The 26,468-nt window shown below is 70.8% G+C and carries 22 protein-coding genes, 2 pseudogenes and 1 riboswitch; of the genes and pseudogenes, 12 read left to right on the forward strand and 12 right to left on the reverse strand.

Annotated elements, in window-relative coordinates:
- Positions 1-199 precede the first annotated feature (199 nt).
- Both RZ84_RS18630 and RZ84_RS18635 read left to right on the forward strand, forming a co-directional pair.
- A complete protein-coding gene (locus tag RZ84_RS18630) occupies positions 200-2,119 on the forward strand; it encodes a globin domain-containing protein (protein ID WP_043270237.1) in 1,920 nt (639 codons plus the stop codon).
- Between the two features lie 94 nt (positions 2,120-2,213).
- On the forward strand, positions 2,214-3,065 hold the full coding sequence (locus tag RZ84_RS18635) for a pyridoxamine 5'-phosphate oxidase family protein (RefSeq protein WP_043265251.1): 852 nt from the start codon (positions 2,214-2,216) through the stop codon (positions 3,063-3,065).
- Positions 3,066-3,098: 33 nt separating this feature from the next.
- On the opposite strand, the gene RZ84_RS18640 is transcribed toward RZ84_RS18635, so the two are convergent.
- The 5 genes from RZ84_RS18640 to RZ84_RS18660 form a co-directional block, all read right to left on the reverse strand.
- Complete coding sequence (locus RZ84_RS18640; RefSeq protein WP_043265252.1) at positions 3,099-3,578, reverse strand: NUDIX domain-containing protein; 480 nt, start codon at positions 3,576-3,578, stop codon at positions 3,099-3,101.
- A gap of 54 nt (positions 3,579-3,632) precedes the next feature.
- Positions 3,633-4,529, reverse strand: coding sequence for a LysR family transcriptional regulator (locus tag RZ84_RS18645; protein ID WP_043265253.1), 897 nt, complete (start codon positions 4,527-4,529; stop codon positions 3,633-3,635).
- Positions 4,530-4,789: 260 nt separating this feature from the next.
- Complete coding sequence (locus RZ84_RS18650; protein ID WP_043265254.1) at positions 4,790-5,938, reverse strand: cystathionine gamma-lyase; 1,149 nt, start codon at positions 5,936-5,938, stop codon at positions 4,790-4,792.
- Entirely contained in the window at positions 5,935-6,489 is a 555-nt protein-coding gene (locus tag RZ84_RS18655; protein ID WP_043265255.1) for a low molecular weight protein-tyrosine-phosphatase, read from the reverse strand. The genes RZ84_RS18650 and RZ84_RS18655 overlap by 4 nt, the downstream gene beginning before the upstream one ends.
- 3 nt (positions 6,490-6,492) lie before the next feature.
- Positions 6,493-6,870 carry a phage holin family protein gene (locus RZ84_RS18660; protein ID WP_043265256.1) on the reverse strand — a complete coding sequence of 126 codons (378 nt, stop codon included), beginning with the start codon at positions 6,868-6,870 and terminating at the stop codon, positions 6,493-6,495.
- 48 nt (positions 6,871-6,918) lie between these two features.
- On the opposite strand from RZ84_RS18660, the gene RZ84_RS18665 reads away from it, so the two are divergent.
- The 4 genes from RZ84_RS18665 (at position 6,919) to RZ84_RS18680 (ending at position 9,441) form a co-directional block, all read left to right on the forward strand.
- Positions 6,919-7,236 carry a cupin domain-containing protein gene (locus RZ84_RS18665; RefSeq protein WP_043265257.1) on the forward strand — a complete coding sequence of 106 codons (318 nt, stop codon included), beginning with the start codon at positions 6,919-6,921 and terminating at the stop codon, positions 7,234-7,236.
- 194 nt (positions 7,237-7,430) lie between these two features.
- Positions 7,431-7,655: a DUF5326 family protein gene (locus tag RZ84_RS18670; protein ID WP_043265258.1), complete on the forward strand. Its 225-nt coding sequence runs from the start codon at positions 7,431-7,433 to the stop codon at positions 7,653-7,655.
- A 488-nt stretch (positions 7,656-8,143) separates the two neighbouring features.
- Positions 8,144-8,914, forward strand: coding sequence for an IclR family transcriptional regulator (locus RZ84_RS18675; protein ID WP_043270239.1), 771 nt, complete (start codon positions 8,144-8,146; stop codon positions 8,912-8,914).
- A gap of 104 nt (positions 8,915-9,018) precedes the next feature.
- Positions 9,019-9,441 carry an SsgA family sporulation/cell division regulator gene (locus RZ84_RS18680; RefSeq protein WP_043270241.1) on the forward strand — a complete coding sequence of 141 codons (423 nt, stop codon included), beginning with the start codon at positions 9,019-9,021 and terminating at the stop codon, positions 9,439-9,441.
- A 124-nt stretch (positions 9,442-9,565) separates the two neighbouring features.
- Here RZ84_RS18680 and RZ84_RS18685 read toward each other — a convergent pair whose 3' ends face one another.
- On the reverse strand, positions 9,566-10,903 hold the full coding sequence (locus RZ84_RS18685) for a YibE/F family protein (protein ID WP_043265259.1): 1,338 nt from the start codon (positions 10,901-10,903) through the stop codon (positions 9,566-9,568).
- 71 nt (positions 10,904-10,974) lie between these two features.
- A riboswitch (TPP riboswitch) is annotated at positions 10,975-11,131 on the forward strand.
- Here RZ84_RS18685 and thiC point away from each other — a divergent pair.
- Positions 11,126-12,913, forward strand: coding sequence for a phosphomethylpyrimidine synthase ThiC (thiC, locus tag RZ84_RS18690; protein ID WP_043265260.1), 1,788 nt, complete (start codon positions 11,126-11,128; stop codon positions 12,911-12,913). (Overlaps the previous riboswitch by 6 nt.)
- Before the next feature lie 242 nt (positions 12,914-13,155).
- Here thiC and RZ84_RS41380 read toward each other — a convergent pair.
- The 5 genes and pseudogenes from RZ84_RS41380 to RZ84_RS18710 all read right to left on the reverse strand — a co-directional run bounded on the left by RZ84_RS41380 (position 13,156) and on the right by RZ84_RS18710 (position 17,606).
- Positions 13,156-13,592: pseudogene (locus tag RZ84_RS41380) on the reverse strand (ArsI/CadI family heavy metal resistance metalloenzyme).
- Between the two features lie 141 nt (positions 13,593-13,733).
- Positions 13,734-13,994, reverse strand: a complete 261-nt coding sequence (locus RZ84_RS40130; protein ID WP_206743092.1) for a hypothetical protein — start codon at positions 13,992-13,994, stop codon at positions 13,734-13,736.
- 53 nt (positions 13,995-14,047) lie between these two features.
- Entirely contained in the window at positions 14,048-14,932 is an 885-nt protein-coding gene (locus RZ84_RS39830; protein WP_198540011.1) for a G protein-coupled receptor family protein, read from the reverse strand.
- A 208-nt stretch (positions 14,933-15,140) separates the two neighbouring features.
- A complete protein-coding gene (locus RZ84_RS18705; RefSeq protein ID WP_241777758.1) occupies positions 15,141-16,223 on the reverse strand; it encodes a metallophosphoesterase in 1,083 nt (360 codons plus the stop codon).
- 282 nt (positions 16,224-16,505) lie between these two features.
- Positions 16,506-17,606: a LacI family DNA-binding transcriptional regulator gene (locus RZ84_RS18710; RefSeq protein WP_043265263.1), complete on the reverse strand. Its 1,101-nt coding sequence runs from the start codon at positions 17,604-17,606 to the stop codon at positions 16,506-16,508.
- Positions 17,607-17,999: 393 nt separating this feature from the next.
- Here RZ84_RS18710 and hisC point away from each other — a divergent pair, with 393 nt between their 5' ends.
- Positions 18,000-19,079, forward strand: a complete 1,080-nt coding sequence (hisC, locus tag RZ84_RS18715; RefSeq protein WP_043265264.1) for a histidinol-phosphate transaminase — start codon at positions 18,000-18,002, stop codon at positions 19,077-19,079.
- 97 nt (positions 19,080-19,176) lie between these two features.
- Here hisC and RZ84_RS18720 read toward each other — a convergent pair whose 3' ends face one another.
- Entirely contained in the window at positions 19,177-19,545 is a 369-nt protein-coding gene (locus RZ84_RS18720) for a cyclophilin-like fold protein (protein WP_043265265.1), read from the reverse strand.
- A gap of 249 nt (positions 19,546-19,794) precedes the next feature.
- On the opposite strand from RZ84_RS18720, the gene RZ84_RS18725 reads away from it, so the two are divergent.
- From RZ84_RS18725 to RZ84_RS41385, 4 genes and pseudogenes are all read left to right on the forward strand, one after another.
- Entirely contained in the window at positions 19,795-21,303 is a 1,509-nt protein-coding gene (locus RZ84_RS18725) for a cytochrome ubiquinol oxidase subunit I (RefSeq protein ID WP_043265266.1), read from the forward strand.
- An 8-nt stretch (positions 21,304-21,311) separates the two neighbouring features.
- Positions 21,312-22,313: a cytochrome d ubiquinol oxidase subunit II gene (gene cydB / locus RZ84_RS18730; protein WP_043265267.1), complete on the forward strand. Its 1,002-nt coding sequence runs from the start codon at positions 21,312-21,314 to the stop codon at positions 22,311-22,313.
- A gap of 48 nt (positions 22,314-22,361) precedes the next feature.
- Entirely contained in the window at positions 22,362-26,009 is a 3,648-nt protein-coding gene (gene cydD, locus RZ84_RS18735; protein WP_052230012.1) for a thiol reductant ABC exporter subunit CydD, read from the forward strand.
- A 128-nt stretch (positions 26,010-26,137) separates the two neighbouring features.
- Positions 26,138-26,468: pseudogene (locus RZ84_RS41385) on the forward strand (histidine kinase); the annotation flags it as partial.

Genomic DNA, 26,468 nt, shown 5'->3' on the forward strand with positions numbered 1-26,468 from the left:
GCGGTCGGCCAGGGTGGCATCCTGACGAGACGGAATCTGCACTACTTGCCGCAGGGAAGTGAGATTTGTCCGCTTTAAAGGGTGTTGCCGGAATCGCTTGAGTCGATGAAGAATTCCGGGGCAGGGCGGGGGAATTCCGGGCAGTTCCGATCAGCGGAACTGCAAAGACCACCGAATGACGTTCGAGGCGAGGCAGACCATGGACGCTCCGACCACCACGTCGGCCGATAACGGCTCTTCTGGCGGGAGCAGTGGCGATTGGGGTTGGTTCACTCCGGCGTCGAAGAAATCCTCCGCAGAGAACCAGTCACGACAAAACGCCCGGGACGGGCGGCAATCGGCCCTGGACAACCGGAATGACCGCGGTGAGCGGGACGAACGTGCCGAAGCGGAACGGATGCCCACGCGGCCGGTCAATCCGATACGCCCGGTGGGCACCGCCGCGGAGCGGGTGCGCGAGCCGGAGCCGCAACGGGTGCCGCAGCAGGGACCGGCGCCGCAACGGGAACCGGGCCGTCAGGCCGGCGACCCCGCGTATGCCGAGCGGTCCGCCGCTCCCTATGCCGAGCAGGCCGCCCCCGCCCCCGCTCCCACCCCCGCTCCAGTACCCGCGTCCGCGTACGCCCCTCCGCGCCGTGAGGCCGAGCCGGAGCCCGTACACGAACCGGAGTCAGCGCGCGAGCCGGAGCCCGTGCACGAGCCGGTGCGGAACCCCTTCGACCCGTTCGGCGCCCCCTACGTCCGCACCACTCAGACGACGTCGACCCCGCCGTCCCCGGTAGCCGCTTCGACCCCGCCGTCCCCGGTAGCCGCTTCGGCACCATCGCCCCCGTCAGCCGCTTCGGCATCGCCGGCCCCGAAAGCCGCTCCGACACCGCCGCCCCCCGCGGCCTCTCCGGCGCCGGCAGCCCCGGCCCCGCCCGCTCCGGAGCCCACCCTCAGCGCCGTGGCAGCCTCCGCCTCCGCCACGGAACCGGCCTCGCCCGACGCGATCCTCATCCGCCGCACCATGTCCGAGATCGAGCCGGTCGCCGACAAGGTCACCTCGTACTTCTACGCGCTGCTGTTCGTCCGGCATCCCGACCTGCGGGCGCTGTTTCCCGCCTCGATGGACACCCAGCGCGACCGGCTCTTCAAGGCGCTGCTCACCGCGGCCCAGCACGTCGACGACGCCGCGGTGCTCACCGAGTACCTCTCCCACCTGGGCCGCGGGCACCGCAAATACGGGACCCAGCCCGACCACTATCCCGCGGTCGGTGAATGCCTGCTGGCCGCGCTCTCCCGTTACGCGACGTCCAGTTGGAGTCCGGAGGCCGAGGCCGCGTGGGTGCGCGCGTACACCGCGATCTCGCAGATCATGATCGACGCGGCGGCCGAGAACGAGACCGTCGCGCCCGCCTGGTGGCAGGCCGAGGTCGTCTCACATGAGCTGCGCACGCCCGACACCGCGGTGGTCACGGTCCGCCCGGACCAGCCGTATCCCTTCCGGGCCGGTCAGTACACCAGCCTGGAGACGCCGTGGTGGCCGCGGGTCTGGCGGCACTACTCCTTCGCCTCCGCGCCGCGTTCGGACGGGCTGCTGTCGTTCCACGTGAAGGCGGTGCCGGCCGGCTGGGTCTCCAACGCGATGGTGCACCGCGCCCGGCCGGGCGACGTGCTCCGGCTCGGCGCCCCGGCCGGTTCGATGACGGTCGACCACACCAGCCGCACCGGCCTGCTGTGCGTCGGCGGCGGTACCGGCATCGCGCCCATCAAGGCACTGATCGAGGACGTCGCGCAACACGGCGCCCGGCGCCCCGTGGACGTCTTCTACGGCGCCCGCAGCGAGCACGATCTCTACGACATCGACACCATGCTGCGGCTGGACCAGACCCACCCGTGGCTGTCGGTCCGCCCGGTCGTCGCCATCGGGCCCGGGACACGGGGCGGGCCCGGCACCATCACAGGCCAACTCCCCGATGCCGTACGGCAATACGGGCCGTACCGGGAATATGACGCGTATCTGTCCGGTCCACCGGGGCTGATACGCAGTGGGGTGGACGCTCTGGTGGGGGTCGGTGTTCCGTCCGATCGCATACGGCACGACTCCATCGAAGAGCTGGTATCGACAGGAGACTGAAGACTTGGCAGTTGACGGTGAATACGGCCGGGCAGGGGAGGTACGGGACGTTCTCGGGCAGGAGGAGCGCCCCGGAAGCGATGGTGAGCACCTGGTGCAGCAGAGACTCGGCACGACCGAGCGCGCCGACCGGTTCTACCACGACCAGGTTCTCGACCATCTCAACGGCCTTATGCGGGAGTTCGTCGCGAGACAGGAGATGTTCTTCCTGGCCACCGCCGACCGGCACGGCGAGTGCGACGCGACCTTCCGGGCCGGTCCGCCCGGCTTCGTGCAGGTGCTGGACAAGCGGCTGCTGGCGTACCCGGAGTACCGCGGCAACGGCGTCATGGCGTCCGTCGGCAACATCTCCGAGAACCCGCGCCTGGGCATCCTGATGATCGACTTCACCCGCGACCGCATTGGGCTGCACGTCAACGGCCGGGCGCGGGTGGTGCTGGACGAGGAGATGCGGGCCGCCCACCCCGGGCTGCCGGTCGACCCGGTCCCCGGCCGGCGGGCGCAGCTGTGGGTCGCGGTCGAGGTCGAGGAGGCGTACGTTCACTGCGCCAAGCACATTCCCCATATGCAGAAGGTCCCGGCGCAGGCGCGCGGTGCGCGGGCCTGGGGCACCGACGACGTCAAGCGCAAGGGTGGGGACTTCTTCGGCGCCGCCGCCGAGGCGGCCGGACGCCCGCCCTTCCGGCGCCCGCAGCACAAGAACGAGCAACTGCGCGGCGGACTGCACGAGGACCTGGCGGAGCCGGTCCCCGGGGATGCCCCGGCGTACCGTCCGCCGGGCAGCGCGCCCCGCGCCGCTCCCCCGCTCGCCCGGGACGACGTGGCGGCGGCGCTGAACGGGGAGTTCCGCGACCGGGTCGAGCGGGTGCTGGCACGTGCCCAGCCGCGCGGTCCCGCCGAGGAAGCCCCGGAGTTCCGCGGCTGGTTCGACCGGCGTGACGTCTGAGACGGGGCGCGAGGGGCCGCGCCCGGTGGCCGCTCAGCCCAGATCGGGAGCGTGCATCGCGCGCACGCCTTCGATATTGCCGTCGAGGTAGTGCCGCAGCGAGAGCGGTACGACCTCGACGGAGGCGATCCCGACGCGGGTGAAGGGCACCCGCACGACCTCGTACTCCCCGCACGGCTCATCGACCTCGGGGCCGTGCCGGCGCGAGAGGTCCATCGAGTCGAGCCGGCAGACGAAGAAGTGCTGCACCTTGACGCCGTCGACACCGCCGTCGCTGAAGTGCTCGACGGTGTCGACGAAGACCGGCACCACGTCCGTGATCTTGGCGCCCAGCTCCTCGTCCAGTTCGCGGTGGAGGGCGTCGATGACGGTGGCGTCCTCGGGTTCCACACCGCCGCCGGGAGTGATCCAGTACGGTGCCCGCCCCGGCTTGGTGCGTTTGATCAGTACGAGATCCGCTCCGTCGAGCAGAATCGCGCGGGCGGTGCGTTTGACGACTGGCCGTACGGTCATAGGGGACAGATGCCGCAGTCGCCGCCTGGTGAAACCCGTGCCCCACCACTCACGTCACCAGTCGACCGCCGTGCGCAGCAGCCACTCGTGTGCCCGCGCGATGTGCGGCAGCCCCAGCGTCCCCGTCCGTACGGCGAGGAAGTACGTGCGCAGCGGGGGCACCGGCGGTTCGAGGAGGGCGACCACCGCGCCGCTGTCCAGCGCCTCGGTGCACAGGTAGCGGGGCAGTACGGCCAGCCCCGCGCCCGCCACGACGCAGGCCAGAACCGCCCGCAGATCGGCGGCGATCACCGCCGCCGAGGCGGCGGGCTTGGCGTCGAAGACCGCGGACCAGTAGCGGGCGATCAGCGGCAGGCTCTCGTGGACCTCGACGAGCGGTACCGGGTCCAGCACGCGTACGCCGCGGTCCTGGAGGACGCCGGGGCCGCCGACCCGGGCCGCCCAGCGTGGCGCGGCGATCAGCACATGTTCCTCGTCGCACAGCGGGGTGGCGGTGAGCAGTCCGCCGCGCGGCCGGGCGGTGGTGACGGTCAGGTCGTGGTGGCCGGCCGCCAGGCCGTTGAGCAGCTCGTCGGCGGCCCCGAAGGCGGTGCGTATGGACAGGCCCTGGGCGATGAGCGGGGTGAGTGCGGGCAGCGCGCGCTCGGCGGTGAACTCCGGGGGGCCGCCGAGGTGCAGGGTACGGGTGGCGGAGTCCTGGTCCAGTCCGGCTTCGGTGATCTCGGTCAGGGCGTCGAGGTGGGGCGCGACCTTGTGGGCGAGTTCGTCGCCTACGGTGGTGGGGGTGACCCCACGGGCGTAGCGGAGGAAGAGCGGGCGGCCCAACTGGCGTTCCAGGGCCCGTATTTGGCTGGTCACGGCGGGCTGGGACAGGCCGAGCAGCGCCGCGGCACGGGTGAACGAGCCGGCCCGGTGCACGGTGACGAAGGTACGCAGCAGCGCCAGATCCATCGCGTACCTCCTGCGCCCCTAGGAAGCCTGGTCGCGAGCCAACTATAAATTTGTCGATAGGGCTGTGTCGCTAGCGTGATTGGACACTGACGCTCAGTCAACTAGCCTTGTTGAAGCGGTTCGTTTCACGTGAAACAACGGGTCCGTGCAACATCCGGGCCGGTGCAGGCGGACCGCCGGCCGGCAGGGTGACGAGGGGGGATACCCTGCCGGCCCTTTGTGCGCCGCCACCTTCCTGCGAGGCGTCGCCGGTCGTGATCTCAGGCGACCGGCCGGACATGGTGATCCGGATTGGCCGCGTCCAGCGCGCGGAGGACATCCGCGACCAGATCCTCCGGCTCCTCGACGCCGACCGAGAAGCGGATGAAGCCCTCCGGGACGTCGTCGCCGCCCCAGCGCCCGCGTCGCTCGGCGGTGGACCGTACGCCGCCGAAGCTCGTCGCGTCGTCCACCAGCGTCAGCGCGGCCAGGAACCGCTCTGCATACGCCTGGTCGGGGAGCGTGAAGGAGACCACGCAGCCGAAGCGGCCGGAGCGCATCTGCCGGACGGCGAGCGGATGGGACGGGTCGGACGGCAGTCCGGGGTGCCGCAGGCCGGTGACCTCGGGGCGCTCGGCCAGCGCCATGGCGAGCGCCAGGGCGCCGGTCGCCTGCTGGCGGACGCGCAGCGCCAGGGTGGCCAGCGAGCGGTGTGCGAGCCAGCTCTCCATGGGGCCGGGGATCGCGCCGACGGTCTTGCGCCACAGCCGTACGCCGTCGGCGAGCGCGGCGTCGTGGGTGCTGGCGTACCCCAGCAGGACATCGCCGTGTCCGGTCAGTGCCTTGGTGCCGCTGGCGACCGAGAAGTCGGCACCGAGGTCCAGCGGGCGCTGGCCGAGCGGGGTGGCGAGGGTGTTGTCGACGGCGACCAGGGCGCCGCGGGCGTGCGCCGCGTCGGCCAGCCGCCGGATGTCGCAGACGTCGAGACCGGGGTTGGAGGGAGATTCGATCCACAGCAGGCGGGCGCCGTCGAGGACGCCGAGCTGGGCGTCGTCCGCGGTGGGCGCCGTGCGGACCTCGATGCCGTAGCTCTCCAGACGGGCGCGGACGGCCGGCAGCAGTTGGTAGCCGTCGCTGGGCAGCACCACCGCGTCGCCGGAACGCAGTTGGGAGAAGAGGACGGCGGTGATCGCGGCCATGCCGGAGGCGAAGGCGACGGTGTGCGCGGGCCGGTCCGGCGATTCCAGTTCGCCGATGGCGGCTTCCAGCCGGGTCCAGGTCGGGTTGGCGTCGCGGCCGTAGGTGTACGGGCCGGCGGCGTCGCCGGGGAGGTGGTAGTGGGCCGCGAAGACCGGCCCGGGGAGGGTCGGTTCGTAGGCTGCCGACTCGGGGAGCCCGGCCCGTACGGCGCGGGTGCCGTCGCCCGTCATGCGCTCTCCTTATGGTGGTGGGGCGGGTGCGGCCGGGGCTCGGCGGGGTCGGGCGCGCCGGAGGTGACCTCGGCGCGGACCGCCTCCAGAAGCCCGTCGCAGGCCGTTTCGATCATGCCCAGGCACTCCTCGAAATCCTCGGGGCCGCCGTAGTACGGGTCGGGTACGTCGAGGTCCGCGCCGGATCCCGGGACGGTGCCGTACGAGCGCAGCAGGCGGATTTTCGCGGCGTCCCTGGCGGTGGGGGCCAGCCGGCGCAGCTCGCGCAGATGGCCCGAGTCGAGCGCGAGCACCAGGTCGAGGCGGGCGAACCAGGAGGCGTGGAACTGCCGGGCGGTGTGGGCACACGGATAGCCGCCCGCGCGCAGTACGGCGACCGTGCGCGGGTCGGCTCCGTGGCCTTCGTGCCAGCCGCCGGTACCGGCGCTGTCGATCTCTACCAGGGCGTCGAGCCCGTCCTCCCCGATGCGGGTGCGGAAGACCGACGCGGCCATCGGCGAGCGGCAGATGTTGCCGGTGCAGACGAAGCAGACGCGATAGGGGGTGGACAAGTGTCAGTCCTCGTCGGGGAGGATCACGTGCATCGCCCAGGCGACGATGGAGACGATCACGCCGCCGACCAGGGCCGTCCAGAAGCCGTCCACATGGAAGGCCAGGTGGGCCTTGCCGGCGAGCCAGGAGGTCAGCAGCAGCATCAGCGCGTTCACGACGAGCGTGATCAGGCCGAGGGTGAGGATGAACAGGGGGAAGGACAGCAGCTTCACCACGGGCTTGACGATGAAGTTGACCAGCCCGAAGATCAGCGCGACGAGGACGAGTGTCAGTACCTTGCGGCCGGTGTTCTCACCGGTGAGCGTGATGCCCTTGAGCAGCCAGATGGCCACGGCCAGTGCCGCGGCGTTGGCGATCGTCTTGACCAGAAAATGCTTCATGGTGAGATCGTCGCAGACGACTCTGAATCAGCGAGGGGTGCGAACGGCATGAAGGCTTTCCGACTGGATGAACTCGAAGCAGAGCGGGTCGCGAACGACGGCGCATATCTGCAGTTCCTCCGGGAACGCAACATGTCGGTCGGCCTGTACGCGCTGGATGCCGGCAGCACCGATCCGCAGCAGCCGCACGCGCAGGACGAGGTGTATCTCGTGGTCAGCGGCCGTGGGGCGATCACCGTGGGCACGGAGACGGAGTCGGTGGCGCGCGGCAGTGTGGTCTATGTGCCGGCCGGGGTGCCGCACAAGTTCCATCACATCAGCGAGGACCTCCGGGTCATGGTGGTCTTCTCTCCGCCCGAGAGCTGAGGGCCGGACCCCGGAACCCGTAGGGGTCAGGTCAGGGATGAGCCGGGGCTGTCAGGCCCCCGCGGCGGCCCCCGGCGCCCTAGCATCGATGGTGTAAGGCCGGAAGACCGGCAGACGCGCGGAGGCGGACGGTGCCATCGGCGCGGCAGGCAGTGACCGACATCGGCGAGAGAGACAGAAAGCAGGGCAGAGCAGTGGCTGGTAAGGGGATATTCGCAGGGCTTCCGTGGTGGGTCACCTGGGTCGTGGTGCCCGTCATCCTGATCGTGGTCTTCGGCGGGCTGCTCGCCACGGCACTCGGCTTCTTGATCGGCGTGCTGTTCAAGGTCCTGATCGCGGCGGCCCTGATCGCCGGCGTCATCTACCTCGTGCGGAGGTTCACCGGATCCTCGTCGTCCTCTTCGAAGAGCGACTGGTAAGGCCGGGGCCTACTGACCGACACTGTCCGGCCCGCACCGTCCGATGACGCCCTGCCCCGCCTCGGGGGCAGGGCGTCCGGCGTTCCGGAGGGCGCCTGCCGGAGGGTCCGGCTCCGGTCCGACACTCCCACCGCTGCTGTCGAACGGGGTTCGGATACCTGCCAGTTGATCACCCTTCGCAGTAAGGGTGTTGAGGGCATTCCGGCTGTTCGCCCGGTGCGCGCGCTCGGCCTCCTCGCGTCGTCGGCGGGTGCCGGAGGTCCCGGCCGGGTCAACTCCCCCGGCTTTCCGCTCGCGGCCCCGATCCGCGCGGCTAGAGTGCGTGCGCGGGCGCCTTCCGGAGGCTGACGTTCCGGAAAGTACCGAGTGGGCGAGGACGGACCGGGCGTCGCCGATGATGCCTCCGAAGACGCGCGCGGTCCCGGGAGCGGGTCCCGGGACTTGGGCCACGGGCCCATGGCGCTCGTACCTGGGGGACGGCATTGGCGATCGTGAACGGCGAATCCGGCTCTCACCCCACCCTGATCGGATCGGTGCAGCGGGCGCTCCGGCTGCTGGAGGCGGTTGCCGCGCATGCCGACGGAGCCCCCGCCAAGCAGCTCGCCCGAGAGGCCGGACTCCCGCTGCCGACGACCTACCACCTGCTGCGGACCCTGACCCACGAGGGCTACCTGCTCCGGGAGAACGGCGTCTTCGTCGTCGGCGAGGGCGCCGAGTGCATCGGCCGGGCCGGGGCCAGGCGCCGGCAGCGCCGCCAGCTCTCCGAGGTGCTGGCCATGGCGGGCCGCGAACTGGGCGCCGCCGTCTACTTCGCCGTCTACCGCGAGGGCGAGGTGGAGGTGGTGGCGATAACCGACGATCCGCGGCGGCCACCGGTCGAGGAGTGGGCCGACTTCCGCACCACCGCCCATGCCCATGCGATCGGGCAGTGCCTGCTGGCGCAGCTCGACGAGGCGTCCAGGAGGGAGCATCTGGCGCGCTATCCGGTGCGGTCGATAACGCCCTTCTCCGTGCGATCCGAGGGCGAGCTGCTGCAACGGTTGGCTACGGTGCGTCGCGGTCAGGTCGCGTACGAGCGTCAGGAATATGCCCTGGGCACGGTGTGCTCGGCGATTCCGATCCGGGTCGGCTCGGCCGCGGCGACGCTGGCGGTCTCTCTCCCCGTGACGGAACTGCACCGATTGCGGTCGGTTACGGATCGACTACGGAAAATGGCGGAGGAGGTACTAACGACACTCGCCTTCTCTATCAGTATCTGAAAACTCACTCCTTGTGATCTGCCTGTGTGTGGCCGACGATGGCGTCCATACGGCTTCCGGGGATGATTCCCGGCCATCTCCGATCAAGTGCGGGGCAGTGGTTGATGAGCGACACGGTTCAGGCAGAAGTGATCATGAGCTTTCTCGTCTCGGAGGAGCTCGCCTTTCGGATCCCGGTGGAGCTGGACTTCGACAGCGCCGATCCGTACGCGGTCCGGTTCACCTTCGACCTTCCCGGTGATGCGCCGGTGACCTGGGCGTTCGGGCGTGAGCTGCTGCTGGACGGGCTGGGCCGGCCGTCCGGCGAGGGCGACGTACGGATCGAACCGTCCTCCCCCGAGCACCTCAGCGATGTCTACATCAGCCTGCAAGTCGGCCCCGAGCGGGCCCTGTTCAGGGCCAGCGCGCCGCCGCTGATCGCCTTCCTGGACCGCACGGACCGGCTCGTGCCGCTCGGCAAGGAAGAGGTCTGCGACACCCTGGAGGCCGCACTGGACCGGATCCTCGCGGAGGCGCCGGCCGGCTGACCGCCCGGTCCACCGTCCACCGTCCATCGCCGACGGCCGGACCGGCACCCCGGCCGCTCTCCGCCCGCCACCGAACTGCCCGCAGTCGACCGCCACTTCACCCGAACCCGCCGGCCCGCCCACGTCACCGCTTGCGGCGCCGCCCGTGCGCCGCGCGCCGCCCGCCCCGCGCTCCGGTGGGCGGCGCAGGCGTGCCGCCGTCCGGTCCCGGACGGTCCGCCGAGACCACCAGCGCCGCGAGCAGCGTGGTCACCGGTACCGACGCGACCAGCCCGATGCTGCCCACCAGCGTCCGGATGATCTCCTCCGCGACCACCTCGCTCGTGGCGACCGTACCGACACTGCTCTGTGCGATCGAGAACAGCAAAAGCAACGGCAGTGCGGCGCCCGCGTACGCCATGACGAGGGTGTTGACGACGGACGCGATGTGATCCCGGCCGATCCGCATCGCGGCGCCGTACAGCTTGCGCCAACCCGCCGACGGATCCGCGTCCTTGAGCTCCCAGACCGCCGCCGTCTGCGTCACCGTCACATCGTCGAGCACCCCGAGCGACCCGATGATGATCCCCGCCAGCAGCAGCCCGCGGATCTCGATGTTCGGGTAGAGGCCGTGCACCAGCCCGGTCGTGTCGTCCGTATTGCCGGTGAGCAGCGCCCAGTTGATGAACACCGAGCCGAGCAGCCCGATCAGCAGCAGCGAGGCGAGGGTGCCGAGCACCGCCACGGAGGTACGGGCGGTCAGCCCATGGCACATGTAGAGCGCGATCAGCATGATCGCGCTGCCGCCGATCACCGCCACCAGCAGCGGATCGGAGCCCTGGAGGACCGCCGGGAGGATGAAGAGTGTGAGCACCCCGAAGCTGGCCGCCAGCGCCACCAGTGCGAGCACCCCGCGCAGCCGTCCGACGATGACCACCGCGGCGGCGAAGATCGCGGCCAGCACCCACATCGGGACGGTCCGGTCGACATCGGTCACCGAGTACTGCAATTCCTTCGGCGCCTTGGGGGAGTAGGAGACGACCACGGTCTGGCCGGTGGTGTAGTGCCGCAGGGCGTCCGGTGTCACCACCGTCCGGAAGGTCCGGCCGGCGTTCGGCCCCGTGGTGACCTTGATCGTGTCCTGTTCGCAGGGCTTGCCCTTCGCCGCTCCCCCGGGCGCCGGCTGCCCTGTGGGAGAGGTGGGCTGCGGCTGCTGCTCGGCGTGCACCTTCGCACAGTCCACCTCCTCGACCTTGATCACACCGGCCTGTTCGGTGGGCTGGTCGAAGCCCACACCGGACGGCTTGTGCGGCGGCGCGCCGCCCGGCCACAGCACGATCAGGCCGACCGCCACCGCGGCGGCGAACGGGATCAGTACCGCCGCGATGACCTTGCGCAGATGCCGGGAGACGGGTGCCGCAGGCCCATGGCTGTGGGAATGCGAGTGGGCGTCGGTGTGGTGCCGGTGCTCGGGAGGGCTCACCGCCAGATCATCGCAAGAAGCGATGGGGCCCCCTGTTCACACTGCCGCATCGGCCGCTACCGTGGTGCCACCTTTGCAATCGCGGGAGCTCGGAGCACCGGGCTGAGAGGGCGCTGACCTCCGTCCCAGCGGCGTTTCACGTGAAACGCCGGCGGACGGAAGCCGCTGCGTCGACCGCCGAACCTGTTACCGGGTAATGCCGGCGTAGGGAGTTGGGTCTATATGACTCTGCAGGATGCACGCACGCCCGAAAGCGTCTCCGACAACGGCGAAAAGCCGCAGATCGGCTGGCACAAGGGCTATGTCTCCGGATCGCGCCCGGACCTCCGGGTCCCGGTTCGCAGGGTGCACCTCACCAACGGCAAGGACGTGACGCTCTACGACACGTCAGGGCCGTACACCGACCCCAATATCGATACCGACGTCCGCCGCGGTCTGGCGCCGCTGCGGGAGAACTGGATCATCGGCCGCGGCGACACCGAGGAGTACGCGGGCCGCCCGCTGCGTCCCGAGGACGACGGCATCAAGCACACCTCGCCGCGCGGTGGCCTCAAGAACCTCGACGCGGTCTTCCCGGGCCGGCCGCGCCAGCCGCGCCGCGGCCGGGACGGCGCCGCGGTGACCCAGCTCGCCTACGCCCGGCGCGGCGAGATCACCGCGGAGATGGAGTACGTCGCCCTCCGCGAGAACGTCACGCCCGAGTTCGTACGGGACGAGATCGCGGCCGGCCGCGCGGTGCTGCCGGCCAACATCAACCACCCGGAGATCGAGCCGATGATCATCGGCAAGAACTTCCTGGTGAAGGTGAACGCCAACATCGGCAATTCCGCGGTCACTTCCTCCATCGAGGAGGAGGTGGAGAAGATGACCTGGGCGACCCGCTGGGGCGCCGACACGGTCATGGACCTCTCCACCGGCCGCAACATCCACACCACCCGCGAGTGGGTGCTGCGCAACTCCCCCGTCCCCATCGGCACCGTGCCCCTTTACCAGGCGCTGGAGAAGGTCGACGGCAAGGCCGAGGAACTGACCTGGGAGATCTACAAGGACACCGTCATCGAGCAGGCCGAGCAGGGGGTCGACTACATGACGGTGCACGCCGGTGTGCTGCTCCGGTATGTCCCGCTCACGGCCCGCCGCAAGACCGGCATCGTCTCCCGCGGTGGCTCGATCATGGCCGCCTGGTGCCTGGCGCACCACCAGGAGTCGTTCCTCTACACGCACTTCGAGGAGCTCTGCGAGATCCTCGCCGCCTACGACGTCACCTACTCCCTCGGTGACGGTCTGCGCCCCGGCTCCATCGCGGACGCCAACGACGAGGCGCAGTTCGCGGAGCTGCGGACCCTCGGCGAGCTGAACACCATCGCCAAGCGGCACGGCGTCCAGACGATGATCGAGGGCCCGGGACATGTCCCGATGCACAAGATCAAGGAGAACATCGACCTCCAGCAGGAGATTTGCGAGGAGGCGCCGTTCTACACGCTCGGCCCGCTCACCACCGACATCGCACCCGCCTACGACCACATCACCTCCGGTATCGGCGCCGCGATGATCGCCTGGTGGGGCACCGCGATGCTCTGCTACGTGACGCCCAAGGAGCACCTGGGGCTCCCGGACCGCGACGACGTCAAGACCGGCGTCATCACGTACAAGATCGCCGCCCATGCGGCGGACCTCGCCAAGGGGCACCCGGGCGCGCAGGAATGGGACGACGCCCTCTCCGACGCCCGCTTCGAGTTCCGCTGGGAGGACCAGTTCAACCTGGCCCTCGACCCCGACACGGCGCGCGCCTTCCACGACGAGACGCTGCCCGCGGAGCCGGCGAAGACGGCCCACTTCTGCTCGATGTGCGGGCCGAAGTTCTGCTCGATGAAGATCAGCCGAAGCATCACCGAGCAGTTCGGCGGTGACGAGGGCTCGTCCCCCGAGGAGATCGAGGCGGGGATGCTGGAGAAGTCCAAGGAGTTCGCGGCGGCCGGCAACCGCGTCTATCTGCCGCTGGCGGACTGACCGGTCGACTGACGGCGTGTGTGGTGGCGGCTCGTGGGGGGCGTCCACCACACGCACCGCAGCACACAACTGACCGCACGCCGTGCCCCGTTGTCGAGGCCCGGCGTCACAGTTGCACGCACGGGTGAAGCTGCGGCTCCTGCTGCCGCCTCACCCGGGCCTGTCGCACGCATGCCCCCGACCCTCCCCGCAAGGCCGGGGCGCATCCGTGCGCGCCGCCGGCGGCATCCACCGGGCCGGGCTCATTCCGCGGGCCGGCCGTCGGGGCAGCGAGCGTCCTTCTCCAGGGCGGGCGACGTGCCCATCTGATCGGCGTCGGCCTTGACGATGTAGACCTCCCAGGGCTCCCTGTCGGGGCCGTGGACCCAGACCTTGTCCTGGAGGGCGTAGCAGCAGGAGGCGTCGTTCTCCTCGAAGGGCGCCGGCCCGGCTTCCTTGAGGCGGTCGGTGGCGGCGGTGACCTGCTCGGTGGAGGTGACCTCGACCCCGAGGCGGTCCAGACGGGTCTCCTGGCCGGCCGCCCCCTCGATCAGGACGAGCCTGACGAGCGGCGGTTCGCGAGGGCGAAGTTGGCGTATCCGGGGCGGTGCTTGGCCGGCTCGACGCCGAACATCGTGGAGTAGAACTCCGCCGAGGCATCGAGGCCGGGGACGTCGAGCGCGAGCTGGACACGGGGGATCCGGACCCGCTTCAGGGGGTGCTGACCGAACTCACCGGCTGAAGGCTGCCGACGGACCTCGGGCTCGCCGGTTGAACGGTCTTCTGCGCGATGCTCAAGCGCCGGGGGAGGGGGTGGCTGGAGCCCTGTACTAGGAGGCTCTCATCGATGAAGATCTCCCAGGGCATCCGCCGCGAGCGCGGCGGCGACCGGCGATCGCCCCGAGGCCGGAATGGCCGAGAAGCCACGGGAGTTCGCGGCAACCGGCAACCGGCAACCGGCAACCGGCAACCGGCAACCGGCAACCGGCAACCGGCAACCGGGTCTGTCTGCCGATCGCGGGCTGATCCGGGCGAACACCGCGAACACCACGAGCCCGGCGAACTCCGCAAAAACCGCAAACCGGCCCGAAGCCACTTGCATGGGAGGCGACTTCGGGCCCGTGGCGCTGCGGTGGCGGTCCGCTACTCAGGCCGCTACTCCGGCCGCTGATCCGGCCCGCCGTAGTCCGGGCTGGTGAAGTCCGGGCTGGAGTAGCGGGGGCGGGAGTGGGAGGAGCCGGTGTCGGGGCTGGTGAAGTCGGGGCGGGTGTAGCCGAGGGTGGGGATGCGGCGCTGCGGCGCCGGGGCCGGGTCGGGGACGTAGCGGACCGGATCGTCGGCGGGGTCGGCCGACGGGTCCGCCAGCGCCTCGCGCAGAAAGGGCAGCAGACCGCGCTCCAGGAGGGCGTGCCGCCAGGCGTCGTGGGCGCCGTCCAGGGCGGCCACCAGCTCGTCGTCTCTGACGACCCGGGAGGACGCGCCGTTGCGCAGCGCGGTGACCACCAGCCCGCCCATCGCGACCAGCGCGCCGGCGGCGGTCAGCGCGGCGAAGATCCAGCCGACGCTGATCAGCGGCTGGGCGACGGCCTGGTCGGGGCTGACGGCGCGCAGCACATAGCCGATGAGGAGGAAGAGGACGGCCGCTATACCGGCGAGGACCGGGACGAGGACGGTGGCCATCGCGGCAAGTCCGGCGCCGGCCGATTCGGTGGACTCGCCGCCGGCCGCGGTGGCCGGTCCTGTGCGCTCACCAGAGGTCTGGTCCACTGACGCGCGGGCCGCGCCGACGCCGTACGCGGCGGACGCCGGGGCACGCAACTCGGCACGCAGCTGCACGAAACGTTGGTATTCGGCCGTGGCGCAGGCGGCGATGGCGGTGGTCGCACTGAGTGCCATCGAGCGCAACTGCTCGGTGTTCAGATGACTTCCCGTGACGGTGGTGTGGCCGTCCGGGCGGTATTCCGCGGTACGCAGCGCCTCATCGAGGATGCGCGCGAATTCCGCGCGGTCCTCGTTCAGCAGGTGCGGAGCGCTGTTCATGTGGATCCCCCGATGCTCCGTAGGGCCGTACGGGCCGGCCGGGGCCGGGCGGTGGGCGGAAACGGAGGAGAGCCTGCTACGGATAGACCGATGGTAGAGCGCCTCCGGCACGAGGTGACAGAGAGTTTGCGGAATTTGAGTAATGCCACGACCGGATCCCGCCCTCCAGGCCGCCCGCCGGCCTGGCGTAGATCTGCCCGGAGAATGCTCAGCCACTCAGCGGGAGTTGGACGACCAGCAGCTTTCCGGCCATCGTGATACCGCCGTCCATCGCGATGGCCAGGCCGTCGGCATAGACATGCGGGCCGTTGACCGCGACCCCGTCGCCCTCGCCGTCCTCCGCGCCGACCTCGCCCAGCAGATACGGGATCGGGCTGTGGCCGTGCACCACGCGGTGGCCGCCGTAGGCGTCCAGCAGTTCGCGGACGGCCTGCGAGCCGGACTCGTCGCGGAAGGCGAACCGCTTGGTGAACTTGCGGAACAGATCCCAGACTTCATCGGCGTCGCTGCGCGTCAGGACCTCGTGGACGGTGTCGTTGACCGCCTCGATGGAGCCGCCGTAGTCGAGGTACGCGGTGGTGTCGGAGTGCACGAGCAGATGCCCGTCCTCCTCCATCACGGCGTCCAGGCGGGCCATCCACTGGAGGTGGTGGTCCTCCAGGCGGTCCATGTCGGACTTCTGGCCGCCGTTCAGGAGCCAGGCCGCCTGGAAGGACGCGGTGCCGGCGCCCGACTGGACCGGGGTGTCGCCGAACCGCTTGGCGCCCAGCAGCAGCAGCTCGTGGTTGCCCATCAGCGCCTTGCAGTAGCCGCCGGCCGCCGCGGCCTGGGCGGAGAGCTGCATGACCAGGTCGATGACGCCGATCCCGTCCGGGCCGCGGTCGGTGAAGTCGCCGAGGAACCAGAGCCGGGCGTTGCCCGCCGCCCAGTCGCCGTTGGCGTCGATCAGGCCCTCGGCGGCCAGCGCCTCGCGCAGCTCGTCGTGGTAGCCGTGCACATCGCCGACGACATAGAGCGGGCCCAGGCCGCCGGGTACGTCGGGAGAGGCCGCGGGCTCGGGGACCGGCAGCACCGCCGGGCGGTCGATGAGGGTGTCCGTACGGCCGATGACGGGGAGGTCTCGGGCGGTCGGGGTGTAGTCCTCGGGCAGCTCGACCGGAGGCGCGACGGCCGGGGGGCCGGCGGGCAGGTGCAGCGGCGGACCGGCCGGCGGTACGGACGGCGGTCCGGTGGGCGTGTTGCCGGACGGGGCTCCGGGCGGCGGAACGGACGCCGGAGGTTGTGCCCCCATGGTCCACACCATGGGTTCCTGACTGGCCCCCTGAGTCATCGACCCCTCCACCGTTGCGCCGCCGTGCACCTCTCGGACCTTTGCCTGGTCGACGGCGATCCGCGGTGTCGTGCGCCCATCATAGGAACGCCGCTCGCGGGTTGTGACGCACCCGGGGGTGATCAATCCTGCCAAGACCGGTGTTCGCGATGGATTTCTCCCGTGATCGCCCTGTTTTTCCCTCGGCGGAGCGGGCGCCCGGGGCTCGCCCGTACGCCCGGTCCTTCCTGCCGGGGAGCACGCTCAGTCGCCGGCCGGGCTGCGCGGCGGGCTGACGGTGGTGCGCGGGGAACGCCGCTGGGAGGACGTCCGCACGATCAGGTCCGTCGGTATCACCTGCTCGACGGGGCGGCCGTTGTCGAGTCCCTCGATGGCGTCGATCAGGATCTGGACGACGGCGGTGCCGATCCGGCGCGGCTTGAGCGAGAGCGTGGTGATCGGCGGCTCGGTGGTGGCGTAGACGGTGGACTCGCTGCAGCAGACCAGCAGCAGATCGTCGGGTACGCGAAGGCCGTAGCGCCGGGCCGCGGCGAGCAGATCGGTGCCGTTGGGGTCGAAGAGACCGTAGACCGCGTCCGGGCGGTCCGGGCGGGCCAGCAGCCGGTCCGCGGCGACGGCGCCGGCGCACGGGTCGTGCGCGGGATACGACTCGTACACGGGGTCCTGGCCGACCCGCTCGCACCAGTTCAGGTACGCGGTGGTCGACAGCCGGGTGTAGGTGTCGGTGGTGGTGCCGGTGAGCAGGCCGATGCGGCGGGCGCCGGCGTCGGCGAGGTGGTCGAGCAGGCCGAGAACGGCCGCTTCGTGGTCGTTGTCGACCCAGCCGGTGACCGGGAGGGCGCCCCCGGGGCGGCCGTCGGAGACGACCGGGATGCCGTGCCGGACGAGTTCGGTGACGACCGGGTCGCCGTCGGCCGGGTCGATGACCACGGTGCCGTCGAGGGCGACGTTGGACCACACGTCGTGGCGGGAGGTCGCGGGGAGGATGACCAGCGCATAGCCGCGGGCCAGCGCGGCGGAGGTGGCGGCTCTGGCCATCTCGGCGAAGTACGCGAACTCGGTGAAGGTGAAAGGTTCATCCCCGTACGTCGTCACGGTCAGGCCGATGAGGCCCGACTTGCCGGTACGGAGGGTGCGGGCGGCTGCGGACGGGCGGTAGCCCAGCCGGTCGGCCACCTCGCGGACATGGCTACGGGTGGCATCCGGAAGCCGGCCCTTGCCGTTGAGCGCGTCGGAGACAGTCGTGATCGATACACCGGCTGCGGCGGCCACGTCCCGGATACCCGCCCGCCCCAGTCGGCGACCGGTCGACCGGCCCACCTGGTGCTTCCCTGCTGCTGTCATGGCGAGCCGATAGTAGGGCTCGGTACGGCCATTAGCGGGTGACCGCGGGTGGCCCTGAGAAGTCACGATTCTGCATGGTGATAGCCCGTCAAAGTCGCTGTAAATAGAGGGACTTGGCGTCTCGCCTGATCATTTGCTGGGAGATCCGACGGCTCTGCCTGCCGAGGGGGCCAGGTATCGAAGCGGTCTCAAGTCACCTTGACGAGGGATGCGCGCCACGGAGTGAGCCACCGGCGCACGGCATCACGAGTGGCGCGCCCCTGGGGGCGCACGCCGGACCCCCGGCGCGGCCGGGGCCGGGCGGCTCTGCTTTTTGGGGCTGCCGCCGGACAGGGCAATCCTCATAAGGTGTGCAGTATTGGAGACGAGTGGGACGGTTGAGGAGGACCTGCGGTGAGCGAGAAGACCCCGAAGCTGCGTACTGCGCTGGACGGCATCCCCACCTACAAGCCGGGCCGGCCGGCGCCGACCGGCGGGCGGGTGACGTACAAGCTGTCCTCCAACGAGAACCCCTATCCTCCGCTGCCGGGCGTCATGGAGAGCGTGGTGGCGGCTGCGGGCTCCTTCAACCGCTACCCGGACATGGCGTGTACCGGACTGATGGCGGAGCTGGCCGAGCGGTTCTCGGTGCCGGTGGAGCACCTGGCGACGGGCACCGGTTCGGTGGGGGTGGCCCAGCAGCTGCTCCAGGCGACGGCCGGGCCGGGCGACGAAGTGATCTACCCCTGGCGGTCGTTCGAGGCGTACCCGATCATCACCCAGATCTCCGGCGCGGCCTCCGTGAAGGTGCCACTGACCTCCGGGGAGGGGCACGACCTGGAGGCGATGCTGGCGTCGATCACCGACCGGACCCGGCTGATCTTCGTCTGCAACCCCAACAACCCCACCGGCACCGTGGTGCGCCGGGCGGAGCTGGAGTCCTTCCTGGACCGGGTGCCGGGCGATGTCCTGGTCGTGCTGGACGAGGCATACCGCGAGTTCATCCGCGACGAAGAGGTGCCGGACGGCATCGACGTCTACCGGGACCGCCCCAACGTCTGCGTGCTGCGGACCTTCTCCAAGGCGTACGGCCTGGCGGGGCTGCGGGTCGGCTTCGCGGTGGCGCACGAGCCGGTGGCCGCCGCGCTGCGCAAGACGGCGGTGCCGTTCGGGGTGAGCCAGCTGGCGCAGGACGCGGCGGTGGCGTCGCTGCGCAGCGAGGAGGCGCTGCTGGAGCGGGTCGAGGCGCTGGTCGCCGAGCGTACCCGGGTGTACGACGGGCTGGTCGGCCAGGGCTGGACGGTTCCCGAGTCGCAGGCGAACTTCGTCTGGCTGCGGCTGGGGGACCGGACGACCGACTTCGCGGCGGCGTGCGAGCGGGACGGGGTGGTCGTCCGCCCGTTCCCCGGTGAGGGCGTGCGGGTGACGATCGGCGAGAAGCCGGCGATGGATCTGTTCCTGCGGGCGGCGGAGGAGTTCCGCAAGGAGCTGTGAGCCGGCGCAGGGCGCGGCGCCCTCGCGGGTATCGCACCGAGGCCGTGGGTCCGCCGACCCGCGGCCTCCGGTCGTCCGCGCCGGCTGGACCAGGGGCTCAGGCCCGCTGTACGCGGACGGCGTCGCCGCCGCGGACGGTGGCCAGTGCGCGCGGGTCACCGTCGATGCGGCCCAGGACGTTGCACGGCGAGGCGAGGCGGGACTCGTGGTCGCGGGATATCGGGGTGGGGCCGTAGGGGAGTGCGAGCGCGTTGCCCTCGGTCCAGAAGGCGACCGTGCCGGGGTCGACGACCTGGCGGGCATCGGCCTCCAGGGCGGGCGTGAGGCCGGTGTCGAAGTAGACCTCCTCGCCCCATGTGTGCGCGGTGGCCTGGAGAGGCAGCGCGGCGACCAGCGTCGCGGCGGTCGGGGTGTCGTCGAGGGTGGCGGTCACATGCCCGGCGGGCCAGGAGATTCGGATCTTCATGGCGATGAATTCAACAATATGTTGAAGTCCGAGGGAAGGGTGCGTGCGTAACCTCGGGATAAACATTCATGCGCCATGGAATCGAGCGTGACCGCAGTCACGTACCCCCCTTCCCCAAGGCCGAAAGGCGATAGGAGATAATGCTTGTGAATGTGAACGCGTTCACAAGCTCGCTCCCAGTATGTACCGCTTTATGTGACGCAAAAGGGACATTGCCGTAGTGCAACGGCGACGTAAGGAGGAAGCGACGTGGAACTGGCTCTGGCGCCAGAGACTATGGCGCGATGGCAATTCGGCATCACGACCGTCTACCACTTCCTGTTCGTCCCCCTGACGATCTCCCTCGCCGCTCTGGTGGCCGGACTTGAGACCGCATGGGTGCGAACGGGAAAGCAGCAGTACCTCAAGGCCACCAAGTTCTGGGGCAAGCTCTTCCTGATCAATATCGCGATGGGTGTCGTCACCGGCATCGTCCAGGAGTTCCAGTTCGGTATGAACTGGTCGGACTACTCGCGGTTCGTCGGTGACATCTTCGGTGCCCCGCTCGCCTTCGAAGCCCTCATCGCGTTCTTCTTCGAGTCCACCTTCATCGGGCTGTGGATCTTCGGCTGGGACAAGCTGCCGAAGAAGATCCACTGCTTCTGCATGTGGATGGTCTCGATCGGCACGGTGCTGTCCGCGTACTTCATCCTCGCCGCCAACTCCTGGATGCAGCACCCGGTCGGCTACAAGTACAACCACGCCACCGGCCGTGCCGAGTTGACCGACTTCTGGAAGGTGCTGACCCAGGACACCACCCTGGTCGTCGTCTTCCACACCCTCACCGCGGCCTTCCTGACCGGTGCCGCCTTCATGGTCGGCATCTCCGCGTACCACCTGATGCGCAGGAAGCACATCAAGGTCATGCGGACGTCGCTGCGGCTCGGGCTGGTCACGCTCGTCATCGCCGGACTGCTCACGGCGGTCAGCGGCGACACGCTGGGCAAGGTGATGTTCAAGCAGCAGCCGATGAAGATGGCGTCCGCCGAGGCGCTGTGGGACACCGCGGCACCCGCGCCGTTCTCGGTCTTCTCGTACGGCGACGTCGCCAAGGGCCACAACAAGGTCGCCATCGAGATCCCCGGCGTGCTCTCCTTCCTCGCCCACAGCGACTTCTCGTCGCCGGTCCCCGGCATCAACGACGTCAACAGGTCCGAGCAGCAGAAGTTCGGGCCCGGCGACTACCGGCCCAACATCCCGGTCACGTACTGGGGCTTCCGCTGGATGATCGGCTTCGGCATGACGTCCTTCGTCATCGGACTGGCCGGACTCTGGCTCACCCGGAAGAAGTTCTGGCTCGCGCCGTCGCTGCGTACCGGCGACGAGGAACCACCGCACCTCGCCCTCACCAAGCACCGGACGCTCGGCGCCCGCCTGTCCAAGTGGTACTGGTCGCTGGCCTTCGTCACCCTCGGCTTCCCGCTCATCGCGAACTCGTGGGGCTGGATCTTCACCGAGATGGGCCGTCAGCCCTGGGTGGTCTACGGCGTGCTGCGCACCCGTGACGCGGTCTCGCCCGGTGTCTCGCAGGGTGAGGTGATCACCTCGCTGATCGTCTTCACCACGCTCTACGCGATCCTCGCCGTGGTCGAGATCAAGCTGCTGGTGAAGTACGTCAAGGCCGGCCCCCAGGAGCTCTCCGACTCCGACCTCAACCCGCCCACCAAGATCGGCGGCGACACCTCAGATGCCGACCGGCCGATGGCCTTCTCGTACTAGGAGGCGCTGTGCAACTCCACGACGTCTGGTTCATCCTCATCGCCGTCCTCTGGACCGGGTACTTCTTCCTCGAAGGCTTCGACTTCGGAATCGGCGTGCTCACCAAGCTCCTCGCCCGCGACCGCAGCGAGAAGCGCGTACTGATCAACACCATCGGACCGGTCTGGGACGGCAACGAGGTCTGGCTGCTCAGTGCGGGCGGCGCGACCTTCGCGGCCTTCCCCGACTGGTACGCCACCCTCTTCTCCGGGTTCTATCTGCCGCTGCTGCTGATCCTGGTCTGCCTGATCGTGCGCGGTGTCGCGTTCGAGTACCGCGCCAAGCGGCCCGAGGAGCGCTGGCAGCGCAACTGGGAGCAGGCGATCTTCTGGACCTCGCTGCTGCCCGCGGTGCTGTGGGGCGTGGCGTTCGGCAACATCGTGCACGGCGTTCGGATCGACGCGCACAAGGAGTACGTCGGCAGCGTCCTGGACCTGCTGAACCCGTACGCGATCCTCGGCGGGCTGGTCACGCTGACGCTGTTCACCTTCCACGGTGCGGTGTTCGCGTCGCTGAAGACCGTCGGTGACATCCGGGAACGGGCGCGCCGGACGGCGGGTGTCCTCGGGCTGGTCGCGGCGGTGCTCGCGGTCGGCTTCCTGGGCTGGACCCAGGCCGACAAGGGCGACGGCACCAGCCTCATCGCCATGGTCGTCGCGGTGGTCGCGCTGGTCGCGGCGCTCGGGGCCAACAAACTCGGGCGCGAGGGCTGGGCATTCGCCTTCTCCGGGATCACCATCGCCGCCGCGGTCGCGATGCTGTTCCTGACGCTCTTCCCGAACGTCATGCCGTCCACGCTGAACGAGAGCTGGAACCTCACGGTCAGCAACGCCTCGTCCAGCCCCTACACCCTGAAGATCATGACCTGGTGCGCCGGGATCGCCGCACCGATCGTGGTGCTCTACCAAGGGTGGACCTATTGGGTGTTCCGTAAGCGGATCGGCACCCAGCACATCACCGAAGCCCACTAGCTGAGCCCCGCCCGCTGCGGCGGATCGCAGGAGAACGGAAGGTTTCACGTGAAACCGGTCGACCCACGTCTGCTCCGATACGCCCGTGCCACCCGCGGATTCCTCATCGCGGTGGTGGTGCTCGGGCTTGCCGGAGCGGGCCTGGTCGTCGGCCAAGCCATGCTCATCGCCGAGATCGTGGTCGGAGCCTTCCGGCACGACCTCGATCTCGGCGCTCTGACCACTCCGGTGGTGCTGCTCGCCGCGGTCTCCGTCGGCCGCGGGGTGGTCTCCTGGCTCACCGAGCTGGCCGCGCACCGTGCCAGTGCGGCGGTCAAGTCCGAGCTGCGGATGCGGCTGATCGAGCGGGCGGCGCTGCTCGGGCCGGGGGCGACGGTTCGCCGGGCGGCCGGCGGCGCGGGTGGCAGCGCGGAGAGCGGCGCGTACGACGGCACTCCGGAGATGCGCACCGGGGAGCTCACCACCCTGGCGACCCGCGGTATCGACGCCCTGGACGACTACTTCTCCCGCTATCTGCCGCAGTTGGGGCTGGCGGTGGTGGTCCCCGTGGCGGTGCTGGCCCGGATCGCCACCGGTGACTGGATCTCCGCGCTGACGATCGTCGTCACCCTGCCGCTGATCCCGCTCTTCATGATCCTCATCGGCTGGGCCACCCAGTCGCGGATGGACCGCCAATGGCGGCTGCTCGCCCGGCTGTCCGGGCACTTCCTCGATGTCGTCGAGGGGCTGCCGACCCTCAAGGTCTTCGGCCGGGCCAAGGCCCAGGCGGCCTCCATCCGCGCCATCACCGGCGAGTACCGCCGGGCGACCCTGCGCACCCTGCGGATCGCCTTCCTCTCGTCGTTCGCCCTGGAACTCCTCGCCACCATCTCCGTGGCGCTGGTCGCGGTCGGCATCGGCATGCGCCTGGTGAACGGCGAACTCGACCTCTATACGGGGCTGATGGTGCTGGTGCTGGCCCCCGAGGCGTATCTGCCGCTGCGGCAGGTGGGTGCGCAGTACCACGCCGCGGCCGAGGGGCTGTCCGCGGCGGAGGAGATCTTCGCCGTACTGGAGACCCGGCCGCGGACGCCCGGTACCGCACCCGCGCCCGAGGGCACCGCGCTGACCGTCGACGGGTTGGTGGTCCGGCACCCCGGACGCGCCGCCGACTCGCTCCCGGCGACCTCGTTCGAGGTCCGGCCCGGTGAGACCGTGGCCCTGGTCGGTCCGTCGGGCGCCGGCAAGTCCACACTGCTGAGCGTGCTGCTCGGCTTCACCGCACCGTCCGAGGGGCGGGTGCTGGCCGACGGCCAGGACATCGCGGCCCTCTCCCCCGAGAGCTGGCGTGGCCGGATCGCCTGGGTGCCGCAGCACCCGCACCTCTTCGCCGGCACCATCGCCGAGAACGTACGGCTGGCCCGGCCGGACGCGGAGGACGCGGCGGTGCGCACCGCCCTGGAGGACGCGGGCGCGCTGGAGTTCGTCGACGCGCTGCCCGAGGGCCTGGCCACCAGGCTCGGAGAATCCGGCGCCGGGCTCTCCGCGGGGCAGCGGCAGCGCCTCGCGCTCGCCCGCGCCTTCCTGGCCGACCGCCCGATCCTGCTGCTGGACGAGCCCACCGCGAACCTGGACGGTGAGACGGAGGAGGCCATCGTGGCGGCCGTCCGCCGGCTCGCGGCCGGGCGCACGGTCCTGATGGTCGTGCACCGGCCGGCGCTGCTGGCGGTGGCCGACCGGACGGTGCGGCTAGCAGGTGCCAGGGCTGCGGACGCGGTGGAGACCGCCGCGGCTCCGGACTCCGGTCCCGGGCCCGGCTCCGGCTCAGGTTCCGTTCCGGGCCGGGCGGCGGAACCCGAGGCGGTGCGCGGGGAAACCCTGCCCGGCCCCGGCGGCGGTTCGGCGCTGCGCCGGCTGCGGCGGGCGGCCGGTGCCCGCCGGGCGCGCTTCGCGCTCGCGCTGCTGCTGGGGAGCCTCGCGCTGGGCAGCGCGGTCGGCCTGATGGCGACCTCCGGGTGGCTGATCTCGCGGGCCGCGCAGCAGCCGCCGGTGCTGTACCTGATGGTGGCGGTGACCGCGACCAGGGCGTTCGGCATCGGGCGCGCGGTCTTCCGGTACGCCGAGCGGCTGGTGGCGCACGACGCGGTGTTCCGGATGCTCGCCGACGTACGGGTGGCGGTCTTCCGGCGGCTGGAGCGGCTGGCCCCGGCCGGCCTCAAGGAACGGCGCCGCGGCGATCTGCTGTCGCGGCTGGTGGCGGATGTCGACGCGGTGCAGGACTACTTCCTGCGCTGGCTGCTGCCGGTCGGGGCGGCGCTGCTGGTCGGTGCGGGCGCGGTCGGTTTCACCGCCTGGCTGCTGCCCGAGGCCGGGGCGATCCTCGCGGCCGGGCTGCTGCTCGCGGGTGCCGGGGTGCCCGCGCTGTCGGGCGCGCTGGCCCGCCGGGCGGAGCGCCAACTGGCACCGTCCCGCGGGGTGTTGTCCACCCGAGTTGTCGATCTGCTCACCGGTACGGCCGAGTTGACGGTGGCCGGCGCCATCGGGGCGCGTACGGACGCGGTGCGGCGGGCGGACCGGGAGCTGACCCGGATCGCGTCCCGCTCGGCGGCGGCGGCCGGGGCCGGCGCCGGACTTTCGGCGCTGCTGTGCGGGCTGACCGTCGCCGCCGCGGCGGTGGCCGGCGTCGAGGCGGTGCACGCGGGACGGCTGGAAGGGGTGGCGCTGGCCGTCATCGTGCTCACGCCGCTCGCCGCGTTCGAGGCGGTGGCCGGGCTGCCGCTCGCCGTGCAGTACCGCCGGCGCACCCGGCACGCCGCCGAGCGGGTCTTCGAGGTGCTGGATGCCCCGTCGCCGATCAGTGAGCCGGACGCGCCCGCCTCCGTTCCGGACGCCCCCTTCCCGCTGGTCGTAGGGGACCTGACCGCGCGTCACCCCGGGCAGCACCGGCCGGCCCTGGACGGTGTCGGGTTCACGCTGCCGGCCGGCCGCCGGCTCGCCGTGGTCGGCCCGTCCGGCTCCGGCAAGACCACCCTCGCCCAGCTGCTGCTGCGTTTCCTGGACCGGGAGTCGGGGACGTACACCCTGGCCGGGACGGACGCCGGAGCGCTGGACGGCGACGCGGTGCGGCGGCTGGTCGGGCTGTGTGCGCAGGATGCGCACATCTTCGACAGCTCACTGCGGGAGAACCTCCGGCTCGCCCGCCGGGACCCGGGCCGGGGCCCGGCCGATGACCGGGATCTGTGGGACGCGCTCCGCCGGGCGCGGCTGGCGGACTGGGTGCGCGGGCTGCCCGACGGGCTCGACACGATGGTCGGCGAGCACGGCGCCCGGCTGTCCGGTGGCCAGCGGCAGCGGCTCGCCCTGGCCCGTGCGCTGCTCGCGGACTTCCCGGTGCTCGTCCTGGACGAGCCCGCCGAACACCTCGACCTGGCCACCGCCGACGCGCTGACCGCCGATCTGCTGGCCGCGACCGAGGGCCGTACGACGGTCCTGATCACCCACCGGCTCACCGGCCTGGACGCGGTCGACGAGGTCCTGGTCCTGGACCGGGGTCGGGCCGTGCAGCGTGGTGGATACGCGGAGCTGGCCGCGACCGACGGCCCGTTCCGGCGGATGTTGGAGCGCGAGCGGGCGATGGACGCGGCATATCCGCAGACGGTGGCGCCGGAGACCCCCGGGGCCGCGGTGGGCGGTGCTTCCCTGGCGCCGGCCCGGTAAGCCGCGGTACCCGCATAAGCGCACTTTCCTCGGAAATGGGACCTTATTAGGCTCGGGGCATGTCAGCCACGGCAGGACCCCCGTCAGACCCCGTGCGCCTGGGCGACCTCGACACGAGCCCCGACCCCATGGACGCCGCCACCGAGGCCACCCGCAGCCTCCAGGGGCTGTCGTCCGAGCTGACCGCGCGGGTGCCGCAGCTGCTGGAGGCGATGCGCACGGTCGGTGCGGGGCTGGATCTGCACATCACCCTGGACCGGATCGTGGAGACCGCCGCCGAACTCGCCGACGCGCGCTATGCCGCGATCGGGATCATCGACGACGCCCGCGAGGGGCTGTCGGACTTCGTCACGTACGGCGTGACCGCGAAGCAGCACCGGCGGATCGGTGCGCTGCCCGATGGTCACAAGGGCCTGCTCGGCGCGCTCATCCACGAGCCGCGGGCGCTGCGGCTCCCCG

This window comes from Streptomyces sp. CT34 (assembly GCF_000805335.1).
In the GTDB taxonomy this organism is placed as follows: Bacteria; Actinomycetota; Actinomycetes; order Streptomycetales; family Streptomycetaceae; genus Streptomyces.